Consider the following 17,761-nt stretch of genomic DNA (forward strand, 5'->3'; position numbering starts at 1 on the left):
AATCAGCAAGCACATCGGCATCTGAGTCAGCGTCAACAAGTGCATCAGCCTCAGCAAGCACAAGCGCATCTGAATCGGCATCAACAAGTGCGTCAGAATCAGCAAGCACATCAGCTTCTGAGTCAGCGTCAACAAGTGCATCAGCCTCAGCAAGCACAAGCGCATCTGAATCGGCATCAACAAGTGCGTCAGAATCAGCAAGCACAAGCGCTTCTGAGTCAGCATCAACAAGTGCGTCAGAGTCAGCAAGTACATCAGCTTCTGAGTCAGCATCAACAAGTGCAAGCCAATCAGCAAGCACAAGCGCTTCTGAGTCAGCGTCAACAAGTGCAAGCCAATCAGCAAGCACATCGGCATCTGAATCAGCATCAACAAGTGCGTCAGAATCAGCAAGCACATCAGCTTCTGAGTCAGCGTCAACAAGTGCAAGCCAATCAGCAAGCACATCAGCTTCAGAATCAGCAAGCACAAGCGCATCTGAATCGGCATCAACAAGTGCGAGCCAATCAGCAAGCACCTCAGCGTCTGAATCAGCATCAACAAGTGCAAGCCAATCAGCAAGCACATCAGCTTCTGAGTCAGCATCGACAAGTGCGAGCCAATCAGCAAGCACATCGGCATCTGAGTCAGCGTCAACAAGTGCGTCAGCTTCAGCAAGCACATCAGCTTCTGAATCGGCATCAACAAGTGCGTCAGAATCAGCAAGCACATCAGCTTCTGAGTCAGCATCAACAAGTGCGTCAGAGTCAGCAAGTACATCAGCTTCTGAGTCAGCATCAACAAGTGCAAGCCAATCAGCAAGCACAAGCGCTTCTGAGTCAGCGTCAACAAGTGCAAGCCAATCAGCAAGCACATCGGCCTCTGAATCAGCGTCAACAAGTGCGTCAGCTTCAGCAAGCACATCAGCTTCTGAATCAGCATCAACAAGTGCATCAGAATCAGCAAGCACAAGCGCGTCAGCTTCAGCATCAACAAGCGCGTCAGCTTCAGCAAGCACAAGTGCCTCTGAGTCAGCATCAACAAGTGCATCAGAATCAGCAAGCACAAGTGCCTCTGAGTCAGCGTCAACAAGCGCGTCAGAATCAGCAAGCACAAGCGCTTCTGAGTCAGCGTCAACAAGTGCGTCAGCTTCAGCAAGCACAAGTGCCTCTGAGTCAGCATCAACAAGCGCGTCAGCTTCAGCAAGCACATCAGCTTCTGAATCAGCATCAACAAGTGCATCAGAATCAGCAAGCACAAGTGCCTCTGAGTCAGCATCAACAAGCGCGTCAGCTTCAGCAAGCACATCAGCTTCTGAATCAGCATCAACAAGTGCATCAGAATCAGCAAGCACAAGCGCGTCAGAGTCAGCGTCAACAAGTGCCTCTGAGTCAGCATCAACAAGCGCGTCAGAATCAGCAAGCACAAGCGCTTCTGAGTCAGCGTCAACAAGTGCGTCAGCTTCAGCAAGCACATCAGCTTCTGAGTCAGCATCAACAAGTGCCTCTGAGTCAGCATCAACAAGCGCGTCAGCTTCAGCAAGCACATCAGCTTCTGAATCAGCATCAACAAGTGCATCAGCCTCAGCAAGCACATCACCTTCTGAGTCAGCGTCAACAAGTGTATCAGCTTCAGTAAGCACATCAGTCTCTGAATCAGCATCAACAAGTACGTCAACTTCAGCAAGTACAAGTGCCTCTGAATCAGCATCAACAAGTGCATCGGTATCAGCAAGCACAAGCGCTTCTGAGTTAGCGTCAACAAGTGCATCGGCATCAGCAAGCACATCAGCCTCTGAACCAGCATCAACAAGTGCGTCAGCTTCAGACAGCGTATCGGCATCAGCAAACACATTATCTTCTGAAACACCATCAGAATCAGCAGGTAAGTCAAGACAGCAATTGCCAAATACAGGTACAGAAGCTTCCAAATCATCTGTACTCCTTGGAGCTTTGGCAGCTGTGACTGGTTTAGGTTTGTTTGCGAAACGCCGTAAACGTGATGATGAAGAATAATCGGATTAAAAATACATAGGAAGTATTATTATTTCGATTTATGAAAAATCCCTTGGATGAAAAATCATCCAGGGGATTTTTTGCATTATTTCGTCGTAAATGTCCACTAATGATCGATAGTTGTATTCGCATTTTTCCTGTACGATTGTAACCTATGGTAAACAAGACTTTAAGACCTCATTTTACTTGTTGATTAATATCCTTGAAGAAATAAAACTCCATCGGCATGACTTTGAATCGTATATGATTATCTTTCCAATTCGTTAATTGTATGTAAATTTATTAATTTTCAATTCTGGGATAGCCTTGATATTTCTATGTAAGTTACTTTTATTATAAGAGTATTTGTGGTAAGATGTATATAGCAAGAGAACACTATATAGTCTCTCTATATGAAGGGTAAATAACACTAAATTTGTATAAAAGTTTTCGTTAGATGACTACTTATTCATGTTGTAGTCACACTGATAGATATAGTCAATTTAGTTGGAAGGGGAAAGTTTTAATTGATATCTGGAAAATTCTGTTTATTTTCACATAAAAATAAGCAACACCAACGTTATTTCCAATTCTTACCTGATGGTCAGATTAGAGATATTGGTGGAACAGGTCATGATAATGAGCGGTTTTGGAAATTAGAAGATCATAAACTTAAATTATATTCTAAGTCAGAGCAACTAACAGCAGTTTTTGAGTGTTGCTATGAAGAAGTAGGCCATTCCTACTGGGAAGGATTACATCAGGAAACGATTCCCTTGGAAATACGAATATATGATTCACGTTCGGACTTATTTGATTACCTGACAAAATATACTAGTCGCTATTTGATTGATTACGGAGCCTTAATAGTAGGGAAACATACGTATGGCATTCCACAATTAATTGACTATGATCACGGAGGTCAAGTTATAATTGGTGATTATTGTTCTATTGGGCATAATGTTCAATTTATAACCGCAAATCATGATTTAGAGTTGATTACAACCTATCCATTCAAGAGTTTAGAGGTATTTTACACGGATGAGTCATTGCAGATGACTGATGACCATATTTTGAAAAGTCCAACTCGAGTTGGTAATGATGTTTGGATTGGAAACAATGCTCAAATCATGGCTGGGGTAACTATTGGAGATGGTGCAGTCATAGCAGCAGGGGCTCTGGTGACCAAGGATGTAGAACCATATGCTGTTGTAGGAGGCAATCCAGCCAAAGTGATTCGTTATCGTATAGCAGAACCTACTTTCCGTGAACAGATGTTAGAAATTGCGTGGTGGAATTGGCCAGAAGACATTATTTCTGAACGATTGGATAAAATCATGAGTAAGGATATATCAGGATTTATAAAAGAATACTTACCAAATGCAGGGGAAGTTAAATGTGATTAATCTGTTATTAGAAATATTAGAATTGATTTAGGGCATATCTTAAAAAATGCGTACTGTACTGAAATCGACTTTGTTTTTTATATAATGCATCAGAAAAGGAGTATATGATTAAAATGATGGAAAAAATAAGTGTTATTGTTCCTGTTTATATGTCAGAACTATATCTTGAAAAATGCTTGGATAGTATCGTTCAACAAACTTATCAAAATCTTGAAATTATTTTGATTAATGATGGCTCAACAGATGGTTCAGCAGCAATCTGTCAACGTTATCAAAATCAAGATGAACGTGTTAAAGTCTATCATAAAAGAAACGGGGGAGTTTCTTCTAGCCGCAATCGTGCCTTGGAAGTTGTAACTGGGGATTATATCGTTTTTGTAGATAATGATGACTGGTTGGAGTTGGATCATATCCAAAATCTTTATGTTTTATTGAAAAAAACAGATGCAGATATTGCAATCGGAAACTTTACTCAATTTTTGGATGATCAAGCTAGTTTTTTGATTCATGTAGGAGCAGATGATTATTTTGAGCAGACTTATACGCCATTTGAATGGTTTAACCGTCAATATGATAGTAAGTATAATTTTAGTCAATGCTTCACAGTTCCGTGGGCGAAGTTATACAAGACAGAGCTGTTTAAGGATATTGTATATCCAACAGATAAAAGTGTAGAGGATGATTACACAACTTATAAAGTTTATCTTCAGGCAGATAAAATTGCTTTTATGAATAGGGCTATTTATATCCATAGAAAACGTTCTACAAGTGTTACAAGGACAGTCAATCTTGCAGATGTATATCCCTTAAAGAGTATTGAAGAACGTATGACTATTCTCCAATTAATTGGAGCTCCTCAGGAGTTATTAGATAGAGAAATTCAAGCTTATAAATGGCGATTATCTATTCATGAAGAAGAAACTCTTAAACATGGAGACGTGGAATCTTACCAACAAATTTTGGTCAAAAAAGCAATTGCAGCTAAATATTTTGAAGGTTAGTCAAACACATTTTACAAATTTGTTTTTCTCTATTTTTAGATAGAAAAAGTGGCCGATACTCAAAAATTAGAATGTTATCTAATTTTTGATATGGGTCGCTTTTTACGTTTATTAGATAGCTATTCTAAAATAATAAGGCTAATTACATCAATAGATTCCTAAAAGATACTGGATATGCATATAGACGAGTCATTTTTTAGATGTCTGAGATGAATTAAAAATTTATCTTTAGGATTGATCATTCGAAAATGTTATTGTATAACTGCAGTAAGATTATAAGGCTAAATATTTTAAATTATTTAGCTTGTATTTGTGCATGATTATTTAATTCGGGAAGTAATTATAATTTAGTGCGGTATGAACGATACTATCAATGAAATAAATATATTTTTTTAATTTAGAAATTCCTTAATAGCTTAAAAAAAAGCAAAAAAATGTTATAATGGTAAGAAAGGAGAACGAGCTCATGAATGAAAAAATTACGGTAATTGTGCCAGTTTATAATGTTGAACATTATCTAGATAAATGTTTGGATAGTTTAATTAACCAAACTTATAAAAATCTTGAAATTATCGTTATCAATGATGGCTCTACAGATAATTCGGGGATAATTTGTCAAGAGTATGCACAAAAAGATAATCGGATTATTTACATTGAAAAAGAAAATGGTGGGCAATCTGAAGCACGGAATATGGGCTTGGATCGAATGACAGGATCTTATGTGACCTTTGTTGATTCAGATGATTGGGTTGAACCGAATTATGTAGAAGTTTTATATAAGAAATTACTTGAGTATTGTGCAGATATCGCGGTTGGAAATTATTACTCATATAATGAGCAGGAAGGGATATTCTACTTCCATATATTTGGAAATTCCTATTATGAGAAAGTGTATGATAATGTCTCTATTTTTGAAAATTTTTATGAATCAGAACATATGAAGAATTTTGCTTTGATTTGTGTTGGTGGAAAGCTTTATAAAGCAGATTTATTTAGGGAGCTACGTTTTGAAGTAGGTAAATTAGGTGAAGATGGATATCTCAATCAAAAGATTTATTTACTTGCAGAAAAGACGATCTATTTGAATGCAGGTTTATATGCTTACCGCCAGAGAGAAGGAAGTAGTTCTAGGTCGTGGACTGAAAAGTGGATGCATGCTTTAGTAGATGCGATGTCGGAACGTATTACTTTACTAGCTAGTTTAGGCTATCCTTTAGAAAAGCACTTGGCAGTTTATAGTAAAATGTTAGATAGCGCACTATCTAATGGTCAAGCTAGTACCTTATCGGATACTAATACATACAAAGACCTTGCTGCTAAAAAAATGGTTTTAAGTCAATTAACTACTGAAAAGACAATAGATAAAACAGCTGTTGTCCTCGCAGCTAACTATGCCTATGCAGAGCAGGTCGTGACGACTATTAAGTCTATCTGTTATCATAATCGCTCGATTCGGTTTTATCTGATTAATAGTGATTTTCCTAATGAATGGTTTAAACAATTAAACAAGCGATTAGAAGTATATGACTCAGAGATTATCAATTGTCGGGTAACTTCTGAGCAAATTTCGCGTTATAAAACAGATATTAGTTACACAGTATTTTTGCGTTATTTTATATCTGATTTCGTGAAAGAAGATAAGGCTCTTTATTTAGACTGTGATTTGATTGTAACTAAAAATTTGGATAACTTATTTGAAATAGATTTGCAAGACTATCCATTAGCAGCTGTTCGAGATTATGGAGGAAGAGTATACTATGGTAGGGAGATATTCAATGCGGGTGTTTTATTAATCAACAATCGTTTGTGGAAACAAGAAAATATGTCCCAACGCTTGATAGATTTGACAAATGAGTGGCATGATAAGGTAGATCAAGCGGATCAGAGTATTTTAAATATGCTCTTTGAAAATAGATGGATAGAGATGGAATTTGATAATAACCATGTTGTGATTCATAAGCAATTCACAGACTATGAGTTACCAGCAGGTCAAGATTATCCTGGTATTATCCACTATCTCTCGCATAGAAAACCGTGGTTTGATTTAGCTGCGCAGACCTATCGTGATGTTTGGTGGTATTATCATAGTCTCGAATGGACAGAGTTAGGAAAAAATCATCATTTACACCCATTACAAAAATCACATATCTATCCTATCAGAGAGCCGCTTACTTGTTTAATTTATACGTCTTCAGATCAGATTGAACAAATTGATACATTGATTCAATCCTTGCCTAATATTCAATTTAAGATTGCGGCTAGAGTGATGGTCAGTGATCGTTTGAAACAATTGTTGGTTTATCCAAATGTAACTGTTTATGCTGGAATTAATTATTTAGTAGAACTAGATCAAGAATTAATTGAGACTAGTCAGGTGCTTTTAGACATTAATCATGGTGAAAAAACAGAGGAAATGTTAGATCAATTTTCAGAAAGAGGAAAGTTGATTTTAGCTTTTGAGAATACAAAATATCGTGAAGTTGGACAGATAACCTACAAAGTAGAACAAGTTCAAGAAATGATTGAGAAATTAAGAGAAGTGGAAGATAAACATGGATTTTAAAGATTCTGTAAAGTTATTAGGAGATTTTTATCATATAGAGATTTCTCCTACTAGTACTATTGAACTAGGAACAGATGTTACATTTCGTTCATTTGTAAGTTTAGAAGTAGCTAATAATGCTAAATTAACACTAGGAAATAGGGTTTTCTTTAATGACCATTGTACGATTCGTTGTGGCAAAGAAATTGAAATTGGTAAGGATACCATGTTTGGAGATGGGGTAAGGATTTTTGACCATAATCATAAATACTCAAATTACCATATCGAAAAAATTCAATTTACTGCTGATAAAATAACGATAGGAAAAAATTGCTGGATTGGAACCAATGTTGTCATTTTAAAAGGGGTGACGATTGGAGATAATGTCATTATTGGAGCAAATGCCCTAATTTATAAAGATATACCAGCTAATTCTATCGTTACTTCTCAGGAGGATTTAAAAATCATTCCTAGGAACCAACACCAATTTCATGTTTTTACTTTAACAGCTTCAGATACTTTAGAAAATCTAGACTATCTTGTTCAGAATCTTCCAGAGGTAGCTTTCCATATAGCAGCTAAAACAAATATTTCGGATTATCTTGAAAGTTTCAATCGTTATGAGAACGTGAATATATACACAAATGTTCATCATGATGATATTATTGAGGACTTGTTGAAGAAATCAGATATTTATTTAGATATTAACCATTGGGGAGAGGTGGATGGTATTGTTAATAGAGCAATAGAACAGAATAAGCCTGTTTATGCTTTTGAAAATACCAATCATGATTCAAGTGGATTTAGTAAAGTTTTTCGACAAGAAGATGCAAATGGAATGGTGTCAGAAATAAAAAAATTTTTAGAAGGTTCTCTTATTTTTGAATAAGTGTCTGGATATTAGTTTAATTGGATCTTCGATTGTTACTTATGTTGTATGCAAGTTTAATTAAATAAGATTAATAACCGCAATGGAAAAATTGAGATCAAATTAGGAATTATTTATCTTATTAATTTTATGATATTCATTTTCAAAAATGATATCAATTGGAACAAAAAAATATAGGAGTGATAGATGAATAAAAAAGCAATTGTACTTGCAGGAGATTATGGTTATATTCGTCAGATTGAAACAACCTTGAAATCTATTTGTTATCATAATAGTGATATCAAAGTTTATATTTTTAATCAGGATATTCCACAAGAATGGTTTATTTCTACTAGGGAAAAAATGTCATATCGCAATAGTGATATAGTAGATATCAAGATGTTTCAAGGTAATATGCAAAGTTGGAGGCTACCTCCAGTAGGACAGCATATTAATTTTATGACTTATGCTCGTTATTTTATTCCAAGTTTTGTTTCAGAAGATATTGTTTTATACCTAGATTGTGACTTGGTAGTTACTCGTGATTTGACCGAGTTGTTTTCTATAGATTTAACTGATAAACCTTTAGCTGCGGCTAAAGTAATCTATGGTTTAGAAGATAGATTTAATGCGGGGGTCCTATTGATTAATAATGCTTATTGGAAGGAAAATTCAATTCAGCAGAAATTAATCGACATTACCGAAAGTGAGCATGAACATTTACCTGAGGCAGATCAAACTGTTTTGAATATCGTAATTGGTAAAAATTATGTACTACTAGATGATGTTTATAATTTTCAGATTGGATATGACCAAGTAGCTGATAATAGAGAACAATATTTTATTTTTGATATACCATTATCTCCACTCCCTGCTATTATTCATTATCTATCAGCTGATAAACCTTGGAAAACTTATTCAGCTGGTCGTTTACGAGAAGTTTGGTGGCAATATAATCAATTAGAATGGGCTCAAATTAATAGTCAGGAAGAATTAATTGTAAAAGAATATCAACATCAAGCATTGATTATTACAGGTAGTCAGCAATTGGAACAAATTGATTATTTAGCTAAAAATTTACCTGATTATGAAATTCATGTTTTAGCTTTTACAGAAATGGGAGAAATTCTTAGAAGTTTAGCTAGTTATGAGAATATTAAACTTCATCCAACTGTCATGAAGTGGACATGCCAGAAAATGATTGAAGAATGTGATGTTTATTTAGATATTAATCATGAATTTAAATTTCCTGATATTTTAGAATTGGTGCAAGAGGCTAAGAAAACAATTCTAACATTTGATAATGTAGCTAATTCGTATCATGTGGATCAAATGTTTTCACATGATAAACCTCAAGACATGGTGGATTTTTTAAAAAATATCAAATAAAACGTAATTTTTATTATCACGGAAAACTATAAAGTGCAACATATATCTTTCTTTTATACTTTGCTAAATTGAATATATATTTGCATGAATTTCATAAAGTGATTTAGGTATTAAGAGAAATAAGTATCGACAGTGAGCTTAGGTAAAATTGCAGAGGATATTTACTGGATGTGGAAAATACTCCTAAAGGCTTCACAGCTTGTCTATTCAAATAGTTATATTTATTGGTATCGTGTTGGTTTGAATGGTACTTTATCGAATACATGGAGTGAAAAGCGTATATGTGATGAAATCGAGGTTAGGGAAGAAAAGCTAGCTATTTTAGCAAGTTTGAATTATGACTTGACCAATCGTATTTTGATTTATAAAAATAGATTACAAAGAGTAGTAGCAAAATTAGAAGAACAAAATATGCAGTGTACAGAGATTTATAGAAGGATGATGGGAAAATTATCTTTACTTCCGTAAATATTAATAAGAAATAAAATAATACAATATGAAATTACATTTAACAAATCTATACGGTATGGCTGGTGATAGTACTGTTATTCTAGCCCAAAATGCCGTGCAAAAAATAGCAAGTCAGCTAGGATTTAGAGAAGTTGGTATTTATTTTTACAATATTGCTTCAGATAGTCCATCCGAAATGAATAAGCGTATGGATGGCATTATGGCCAGTATCTCTATTGGTGATATCTTAGTCTTTCAGTCTCCTACTTGGAATGGTTTTGAGTTTGATCGAGTCTTGTTTGATAAACTGAAGGATATGCAGGTGAAAATTGTTTGCTTTATTCATGATGTTGTTCCTCTCATGTTTGATAGTAACTATTATCTTATGAAGGAATATATGTATATGTATAATCTATCAGATGTTTTAATCGTCCCATCAGAGAGGATGAAAGAACGCTTGATGGAAGAAGGCTTGACAACTAAGAAAATCCTCGTTCAAGGGATGTGGGATCATCCTCATGATTTATCCTTATATACCCCAGAGTTTAAAAAAGCACTCTTTTTTGCTGGAAGTTTAGAGCGTTTTCCAGACTTACAAAATTGGTCTCAAGATACGCCCTTAAAAGTATTTTCAAATAAAGGAGAGGCTAGTTCTAGTGCTAGAAATCTTAGTATTGAAGGATGGAAAAAAGACGAGGAACTGTTGTTAGAATTATCAAAAGGTGGATTTGGTCTTGTCTGGGGAACGCATCAAAATGATGGAGAAAGCAACCAATATTACACCCTGAATATATCTCATAAGGTTAGTACCTATCTGACAGCTGGGATACCAGTCATTGTACCAAGTAGTCTATCAACTGCTAAATTTATAGTAGATCAGGGCTTGGGCTTTGTGGCAGATAGCTTAGAAGAGGTTCATGAGATAGTTGATAAAATGAATTTACAAGAATATCAAGAAATGACGAATCGTATAAAGACTTTTAGTTATTTGCTAAAAGAGGGTTATTTCACTAAAAAGTTATTGGTAGATGCAATCTATCACTTAGGAATTGATTAAGAGAACAAGATGATTAAAACAATTGTATTAGCTGGTGATCGTAATTACACCACGCAGTTAGAAACAACCATAAAATCTATTCTATACCACAATAGAGACGTTAAGATTTATATTTTAAATCAAGATATTATTCCAGATTGGTTTCGCAAACCACGAAAAATAGCTCGAATGTTAGGTAGTGATATTATCGATGTTAAACTTCCTGAACAAACTGTGTTTCAAGATTGGGAAAAGCAAGATCACATTAGTTCAATTGCCTACGCTAGATTTTTTATTCCAGAGTATGTCCCAGAAGATAAGGTTTTATATTTAGACAGTGATTTGATTGTGAATACTTCTTTGGAGAAATTATTTAGTATTGATTTAGAGAACAGACTACTCGCAGCAGTTAAAGATACAGATGGAATTACATTTAATACGGGTGTTTTGTTAATCAATAATGAAAAATGGAGACAAGAGAAATTAAAAGAACGGCTAATTGAACAGTCTGTTGTAACAATTAAGGAAGTTAAAGAAGGTAATTTTGAGAATTTTAATGGCGATCAAACGATTCTGAATCAGGTTTGTTCTAGTCAATGGTTAGAGCTAAATCGAATTTATAATCTACAGGTAGGGCATGATATTGTGGCTTTGTATAATAATTGGCAGGGGCATTTAGCTTTTAATGACAAACCAGTGGTGATTCATTTTACAACCTTCAGAAAACCTTGGACTACTTTGATAGCTAACCGCTACCGTGATTTATGGTGGGAATTTCATGATTTGGAATGGACTAAAATTTTACAACATCATATAGGGGAGTTTGAACTGACATCGTCTTTAGATAAGGAATTTTCTTGTTTAACTTTGACAAATTCCCAAGATTTAGAAGGAATAGAAGAGTTAGTCACGGCTTTACCAGATGTGGTATTTCATATTGCTGCTTGGACGGATATGGGTGATAAGCTAACAAAATTAGCTGTATATGATAATGTGAGATTGCATCCACAGATTGTTCCACCGGTCTTAGATAAGCTGAAAAAGTCAACAAATCTATATTTGGATATCAATCATGGTAGTGCAGATGAGAACTTTTTAAAATCTTTGAAGGGACAGGACAAAACGCTATTAGCTTTTCAATCGACTCATCACGGAGATTTAGGACAAATCGTTTTTGAAAATGGGAAAGTTTCATTTATGATTGATGCAATTAAAGATCTTAAGAAAAATGGACATCTGACCTGTTTTCGACAACTTCCAAGTTTAACTTGTTTGACGTTTACCGCTTCTCAGGATATTGAGCAACTGGATTACTTGGCTGAACAGCTACCCAATGTTGTTTTTCAAGTTGCAGCTTGGACAAGTATGGGGCCAAAATTATATGATTTATCTAATCGCTATCCCAATATTCAACTTTATCCAGCAATTTCAAGAGATAAGTTAGAAGAATTGAAGGGAAATATGGATGCATACTTAGATATCAATTTGGTGAGTTCAACGGCTGATATCGTTTCAGAAATGACTCGTCTATCTAAACCGATACTAGCTTTTTATAAATCTCAAAATGGGAATAATGGTCAAAGATTGTATTCAAGTGAACATCCTGAAAGAATGTTGGCTGATTTACAGAAATTAATAAATAATGAAATTCTAGGGAAACAGCTGGATTCGATTCAAGTAAAAGGGATAGATGAAACCTTAGATTATATTATTGAGAACAAGTCTTCTTTGGTCCGTTTTGGAGATGGAGAAATTAATATGCTTGCAGGGCATTCGATTCCATATCAGGATTATGATGAAGAGTTGGTCTCAATCATGAGAGATATTATCGGCCAGGAAAGTAGAGAAGAATTAGTAGTGTGCCTTCCTGATGCCTTTACAGATCGTTTCAGATTTACATCGTGGGCGATTCCATTTTGGAAAGATCATATGGATCATTATATGGATTTTTACAGAGAGTTATGTAGTGATTCATGGTATGGCTCAACCTTTGTATCTCGACCTTATATCGATTTTGAAGACAAGAGTCAAGCTAAAGCTCAATTTGAAAAATTGAAAAGTATTTGGGAAAAACGTGACTTACTGATAGTTGAAGGTGCAACTTCTCGTTCAGGTGTCGGAAATGATTTGTTTGCTGAAGCAAATTCTATTAAACGGATTATTTGTCCTTCTCATAGTGCTTTTTCTAGAGTTCATGAAATTGAACAAGAAATTGAAAAACATGCGGCTGGTCGCTTGATTTTATGTATGTTAGGTCCTACAGCAAAAGTTTTAGCTTATCATTTAAGTCAAAAAGGTCATCAGGTATTGGATATCGGTCATATTGATTCAGAATATGAGTGGATGAAGATGGGGGCTAAAACTAAGGTTAAATTTTCACATAAGCATACAGCAGAGTATAATTTCGACCAAGATATTGAATTTATTGAGGATGAAACCTATAATAGTCAGATTGTTGCTGATTTGTCTAGATAGAAAATATGGATGGAGTATAAGTGGAAGAATTAATTACTGTTATTGTGCCTGTTTACAATGTAGAAGATTTTATTGATATGTGTTTAGATAGTCTATCTAAACAGACTTATAAACTTTTTGAAGTGCTGATGGTGAATGATGGTTCTACAGATAATTCAGGGACCATTTGTAAGGAGTACGCTGTTCGTGATAGTCGGTTTTATTATCTTGAAAAAGAGAATGGAGGACTTTCAGATGCTCGTAACTTTGGTCTTGAACACTCAAAAGGAGCTTACATTACATTTGTCGATTCTGATGATTGGGTTAGTGATACATATCTTTTTGATCTATATGAAGCACTAACTAGAGAGAATGCTGATATTTCATCAGCAAGCTATGTAAAGTATAATGTGGCAGAAGCGATGTATTATTTTCATATATTTGAAGATGATTACTATGAAAGAATTTTTACTTCTGAGGAATTGATAAGAGAATTACCAAATTTAGAAAATGCAGAGTTGTCTTACTATACCAGTTGGGGAAAACTATTTAGGAAAAACTTATTTGAACATGTTCATTTTCCAAAAGGAAAGTTAATAGAGGACACCAGAACGAATATTAAGTTATTCTTAGAGTCATCAAAAGTGATTTATATTAACAAAGGTTTATATTTCTACCGTGTTAGAGAAGGGTCTATTATACAAAGTGTTACAGAAAATTTACTAGAGGATGTTTTTGATGCTTTAGTTGAACGAATTTGTATTGTGAGTATGAGTGGTTTGTATTCAGATTCATATAGATATTCTCTATTATCTCATTTAGAGGGTAGATGTGCTCAAGCGAGAGATAGTGGTTTAGAGCATTCTGAAATTTACAGAAGATATATAGAAATGATTCATTTAATTAAACGAACTGTATAGAAAGGAGACGAAATGTTAGAAAATAAGAAGGCAGTAGCATTTGCAGGTGATTATGCTTATATTCGACAAATCGAAACAGCTATGAAATCAATCTGTAGACACAATAGTGGCTTGAAAATTTATGTACTAAACAAAGACATTCCTCAAGAATGGTTCAATAGATTACGAATGTATATTCAAGAGATGGGAGGAGACTTGATTGATTGCAAGCTTATTGGGCGACAGTTCCAAATGAATTGGTCAAATAAACTGCCTCATATCAATCATATGACATTTGCCCGTTATTATATTCCAGATTTTGTAACAGAAGATAAAGTTCTTTATCTTGATAGTGATCTGGTTGTGACTGGTGATTTGACTCCTCTATTTGAATTAGATTTAGGTGAGAATTATCTGGCAGCGGCTCGTTCTTGCTTTGGAGCTGGAGTTGGCTTCAATGCTGGGGTTTTGTTGATTAACAACAAAAAATGGAAATTAGATAATATTCGTCAGCAGTTAGTTGAATTAACTGAGAAAGAACATGAAAATGTGGGAGAAGGAGATCAGTCTATTCTTAATATTCTTTTTCAAAATAGTTGTTACCAGCTAGAAGATACATATAATTTTCAAATAGGTTTTGATGCTGGTGCAGCTGAAAAGAATCATGCTTTTATTTTTGAAATTCCACTGACTCCTCTTCCTAAAATTTTGCACTATATTTCTCCTGATAAACCGTGGAAGCAGTTTTCTGTTGGACGTCTGAGAGAAGAGTGGTGGAAATACTCTTTTATGGAATGGAGTTATATAGTATCTAGCTGGAAAGAAAAGGGGATATTTTATTCTGCAGATATTTATAAACCAGCATTAACTTGTATGAATTTAACCAATTCTTGGTGTGTAGAAAAAATTGATTATCTAGTTGAACAATTACCAGAAGTGCATTTTTATATTGCTGCTCATACTTTTATGTCGGATGAATTAAAGAGATTATCTAAGTATCAAAATGTGACACTTTATCCTAATTCTTTTCCTATTTTGGTAGAAAAACTTCTGAAGAATTCAGATATTTATTTGGATTTGAATTTAGATCAGAAACTAGTATATGTTTATGATTTGGTGAAGAAATACAATAAGCCCATGCTTAGTTTTGAAAGTAGTCGCTATCAAGAACTAACGGATGATTGTTATGCAGGACTCTATTCAGATAAAAAACCAGAAGATTTAGTAGAAGCAATTAAGCTTTATATGAGAGAAAGAAAACTATGAGAAAATCTATTGTACTAGCTGCGGATAATGCTTATCTTATTCCTTTGGAAACGACAATAAAGTCTGTATTGTATCATAATAGAGATGTTGATTTTTATATTTTGAATAGTGATATAGCTCCTGAATGGTTCAAATTATTGGGGAGAAAAATGGAAGTTGTGAATTCTACTATTCACAATGTACACTTGAATAAAGAACTTTTTGAAGGCTATAAAACAGGACCACATTTAAATTACGCTTCATACTTTAGATTTTTTGCGACAGAAGTAGTTGATTCTGATAGGGTATTGTATCTGGATTCAGATATCATTGTAACAAAGGATTTAAACTCTCTCTTTAAAATCGATTTTAAGGGATATTATATTGGAGCCGTTGATGATGTTTATGCCTATGAGGGACGGAAATCTGGATTTAATTCTGGAGTTTTGCTAATGGATGTTGCAAAATGGAAAGAACATTCCATAGTTAATCGTTTATTGGAATTAGCTGCAGAGAAGAATCAAGCTGTTCATCTTGGGGATCAGAGTATTTTAAATATTTACTTTGAGGATAACTGGCTAGCATTAGATGAAACATATAATTATATGGTTGGTGTTGATACTTTTCGTCTGGCTCAGGAATGTGAACGGCTAGATGATAATCCACCTGTCATTGTTCATTTTGCTAGTCATGATAAACCATGGAATACATATAGTATATCTAGACTACGTGAGCTATGGTGGGCTTATAGAGATTTGGATTGGTCAGAGATTGCTTTTAAACGTTCTAGTTTAAATTACTTTGAAAGAAGTAATCAGTCGCAAAAACAGGCTATGGTTGTAACTTGGGAGGCTGATATATATAATTTAGAGTATTTACTAAAGAGTTTACCTGACTGGCATATTCATGTTGCAGCACCTGTTTTTTGTATTGATTCTCTGACCAAGTTATCTAGTTACACCAACATGACCTTGTATCAATCCATTATTCTTCAGAGAATTGACTGGTTATTAGATGATTCCAGCGTTTATTTGGATATTAATCGGGGTGGAGAAGTTTTAAATGTAGTTACAAGAGCAAAAGAAAGAGGCAAGAAAATATTTGCTTTTGATACTACTAGGAAGTTCTCAGATGATAGTATTTATGATGGTATTTTTTCTATAGATAGGCCAGAAGAAATGGTGAAAGCTATAAAGTATTTGAAAGACTAATGGTAAGTTGAGTACAAATTTAAATTTTGACAAGATTCAGATTACGATTCTATAAAGGAGTATTTCGTGAAAAAAATTTATTCATCAATAGCAGTAAAAAAAGGATTAACAAGCTTATTTCTGCTGTTTATTTATGTATTAGGAAGCCGAATTACTCTTCCTTTTGTTGATTTGAATAGTAGAGACTTTCTAGGTGGTTCAACGGCTTATTTGGCATTTTCAACAGCTCTATTAGGGGGAAATTTAAGAAGTCTATCCCTGTTTTCTATAGGATTATCACCATGGATGTCATCAATGATTCTATGGCAGTTGCTCTCTTTTTCTAAGAAATTGAATATTTCTTCTGGGGCAGTAGAAGTTCAAGATAGAAGGAAGATGTATTTAACCCTAGTCATTGCTTTAATTCAATCTTTGGCACTTTCATTGAATCTACCGATTCAACATCATTATTCATCGTTCTTGGTGCCTGTATTGAATACCTTGTTACTGATAGCAGGTGCCTTCTTCCTGGTATGGTTATCAGATTTAAATGCTCAACTTGGAGTAGGTGGTTCTGTAGTTATTTTATTGGCTAGTATTGTTTTAAACATTCCACAAGATATTTTAAGTACATTTCAACTTGTTCAAATTTCTATGGGAGTAATGTTACTTATTGTATTGAGCAGTATTGTATTAACTTATATGATGGTACTTATGTATAGAGCGCGTTATCGTATACCAGTTCATAAGATTGGTTTACGTAGTCGATTTAAGCGCTATTCTTATTTGGAAATAATGTTAAATCCTGCGGGTGGGATGCCGTTTATGTATGTTATGAGTTTCTTAAGTTTACCTACCTATATCTTTTTATTATTACAAACCCTTTTTCCTCAGACTTCCGTCTTCTCTGAAATGTCGGCTCAGTACGGAATTGGAAAACCATTATGGATTTATTCATATATTGCTATGATTTTTTTATTTAGTATTGCTTTTGCTTTTGTCAATTTGAGTGGTGATCAGATATCAGATCGGATGAAGAAATCTGGAGAGTATATATATGGAGTTTATCCAGGTGAGGAAACAAGTCGTTTTATTAATCGATTAGTATTGCGCTTTTCGATTATAGGAGGAGTTTTTAATGTTTTGATGGCGGGTGCTCCAATGTTATTTGTTTTATCTGATGAAAAGTTATTGAGGATTGCTATGATTCCAGGTTTATTTATGATGTTTGGTGGTATGATTTTTACAATCAAAGATGAAATGAAAGCTTTGAGACTAAATGAAACCTATAAACCCTTGATTTAGGAG

12 protein-coding genes and 2 pseudogenes are annotated in these 17,761 nt (G+C 34.4%); all 14 read left to right on the forward strand.

Annotated elements, in window-relative coordinates; all coding sequences use genetic code 11:
- Positions 1-1,577 (forward strand): annotated as a pseudogene (locus QM424_RS02710) (hypothetical protein); the annotation flags it as partial.
- 303 nt (positions 1,578-1,880) lie between these two features.
- Positions 1,881-1,994, forward strand: coding sequence for an LPXTG cell wall anchor domain-containing protein (locus QM424_RS09855; RefSeq protein ID WP_001133987.1), 114 nt, complete (start codon positions 1,881-1,883; stop codon positions 1,992-1,994).
- A gap of 506 nt (positions 1,995-2,500) precedes the next feature.
- Entirely contained in the window at positions 2,501-3,379 is an 879-nt protein-coding gene (locus tag QM424_RS02715) for a CatB-related O-acetyltransferase (protein WP_414392870.1), read from the forward strand.
- 116 nt (positions 3,380-3,495) lie between these two features.
- Positions 3,496-4,380: a glycosyltransferase family 2 protein gene (locus QM424_RS02720; protein WP_414393212.1), complete on the forward strand. Its 885-nt coding sequence runs from the start codon at positions 3,496-3,498 to the stop codon at positions 4,378-4,380.
- A 466-nt stretch (positions 4,381-4,846) separates the two neighbouring features.
- Complete coding sequence (locus QM424_RS02725; protein WP_414392872.1) at positions 4,847-6,943, forward strand: glycosyltransferase; 2,097 nt, start codon at positions 4,847-4,849, stop codon at positions 6,941-6,943.
- Positions 6,933-7,811 carry a DapH/DapD/GlmU-related protein gene (locus tag QM424_RS02730; RefSeq protein WP_414392874.1) on the forward strand — a complete coding sequence of 293 codons (879 nt, stop codon included), beginning with the start codon at positions 6,933-6,935 and terminating at the stop codon, positions 7,809-7,811. Before QM424_RS02725 ends, QM424_RS02730 begins: the two co-directional genes overlap by 11 nt.
- A 186-nt stretch (positions 7,812-7,997) precedes the next feature.
- The gene (locus QM424_RS02735; protein WP_414392876.1) at positions 7,998-9,179 is read left to right on the forward strand and encodes a glycosyltransferase; all 1,182 of its coding nucleotides are present in this window, start codon (positions 7,998-8,000) and stop codon (positions 9,177-9,179) included.
- 138 nt (positions 9,180-9,317) lie between these two features.
- Positions 9,318-9,647: pseudogene (locus QM424_RS02740) on the forward strand (glycosyltransferase family 2 protein); the annotation flags it as partial.
- 28 nt (positions 9,648-9,675) lie between these two features.
- Entirely contained in the window at positions 9,676-10,686 is a 1,011-nt protein-coding gene (locus QM424_RS02745) for a sugar transferase (RefSeq protein ID WP_414392878.1), read from the forward strand.
- Between the two features lie 9 nt (positions 10,687-10,695).
- Positions 10,696-13,140 (forward strand): SP_1767 family glycosyltransferase, encoded by a 2,445-nt coding sequence (locus QM424_RS02750; RefSeq protein ID WP_414392880.1) that lies wholly within the window; start codon positions 10,696-10,698, stop codon positions 13,138-13,140.
- A gap of 20 nt (positions 13,141-13,160) precedes the next feature.
- Positions 13,161-14,039: a glycosyltransferase family 2 protein gene (locus tag QM424_RS02755; RefSeq protein WP_414392881.1), complete on the forward strand. Its 879-nt coding sequence runs from the start codon at positions 13,161-13,163 to the stop codon at positions 14,037-14,039.
- A 12-nt stretch (positions 14,040-14,051) separates the two neighbouring features.
- Entirely contained in the window at positions 14,052-15,284 is a 1,233-nt protein-coding gene (locus QM424_RS02760; protein WP_414392883.1) for a glycosyltransferase, read from the forward strand.
- Positions 15,281-16,474, forward strand: a complete 1,194-nt coding sequence (locus QM424_RS02765) for a glycosyltransferase family 8 protein (protein ID WP_414392885.1) — start codon at positions 15,281-15,283, stop codon at positions 16,472-16,474. The genes QM424_RS02760 and QM424_RS02765 overlap by 4 nt, the downstream gene beginning before the upstream one ends.
- Before the next feature lie 66 nt (positions 16,475-16,540).
- The gene (gene secY2 / locus QM424_RS02770) at positions 16,541-17,758 is read left to right on the forward strand and encodes an accessory Sec system protein translocase subunit SecY2 (RefSeq protein WP_414392887.1); all 1,218 of its coding nucleotides are present in this window, start codon (positions 16,541-16,543) and stop codon (positions 17,756-17,758) included.
- Positions 17,759-17,761: the final 3 nt, after the last annotated feature.

The sequence above is a fragment of the Streptococcus mitis genome, from assembly GCF_047464945.1.
Lineage (GTDB): Bacteria > Bacillota > Bacilli > Lactobacillales > Streptococcaceae > Streptococcus > Streptococcus mitis_EA.

Excerpts from the sequence above, each read along its gene's own strand:
- QM424_RS02720 (WP_414393212.1), top strand. The coding sequence starts at position 3,496 with ATGGAAAAAATAAGTGTTATTGTTCCTGTTTATATGTCAGAACTATAT.
- QM424_RS02725 (WP_414392872.1), top strand. The coding sequence starts at position 4,847 with ATGAATGAAAAAATTACGGTAATTGTGCCAGTTTATAATGTTGAACAT.
- QM424_RS02730 (WP_414392874.1), top strand. The coding sequence starts at position 6,933 with ATGGATTTTAAAGATTCTGTAAAGTTATTAGGAGATTTTTATCATATA.
- QM424_RS02735 (WP_414392876.1), top strand. The coding sequence starts at position 7,998 with ATGAATAAAAAAGCAATTGTACTTGCAGGAGATTATGGTTATATTCGT.
- QM424_RS02745 (WP_414392878.1), top strand. The coding sequence starts at position 9,676 with ATGAAATTACATTTAACAAATCTATACGGTATGGCTGGTGATAGTACT.
- QM424_RS02750 (WP_414392880.1), top strand. The coding sequence starts at position 10,696 with ATGATTAAAACAATTGTATTAGCTGGTGATCGTAATTACACCACGCAG.
- QM424_RS02760 (WP_414392883.1), top strand. The coding sequence starts at position 14,052 with ATGTTAGAAAATAAGAAGGCAGTAGCATTTGCAGGTGATTATGCTTAT.
- QM424_RS02765 (WP_414392885.1), top strand. The coding sequence starts at position 15,281 with ATGAGAAAATCTATTGTACTAGCTGCGGATAATGCTTATCTTATTCCT.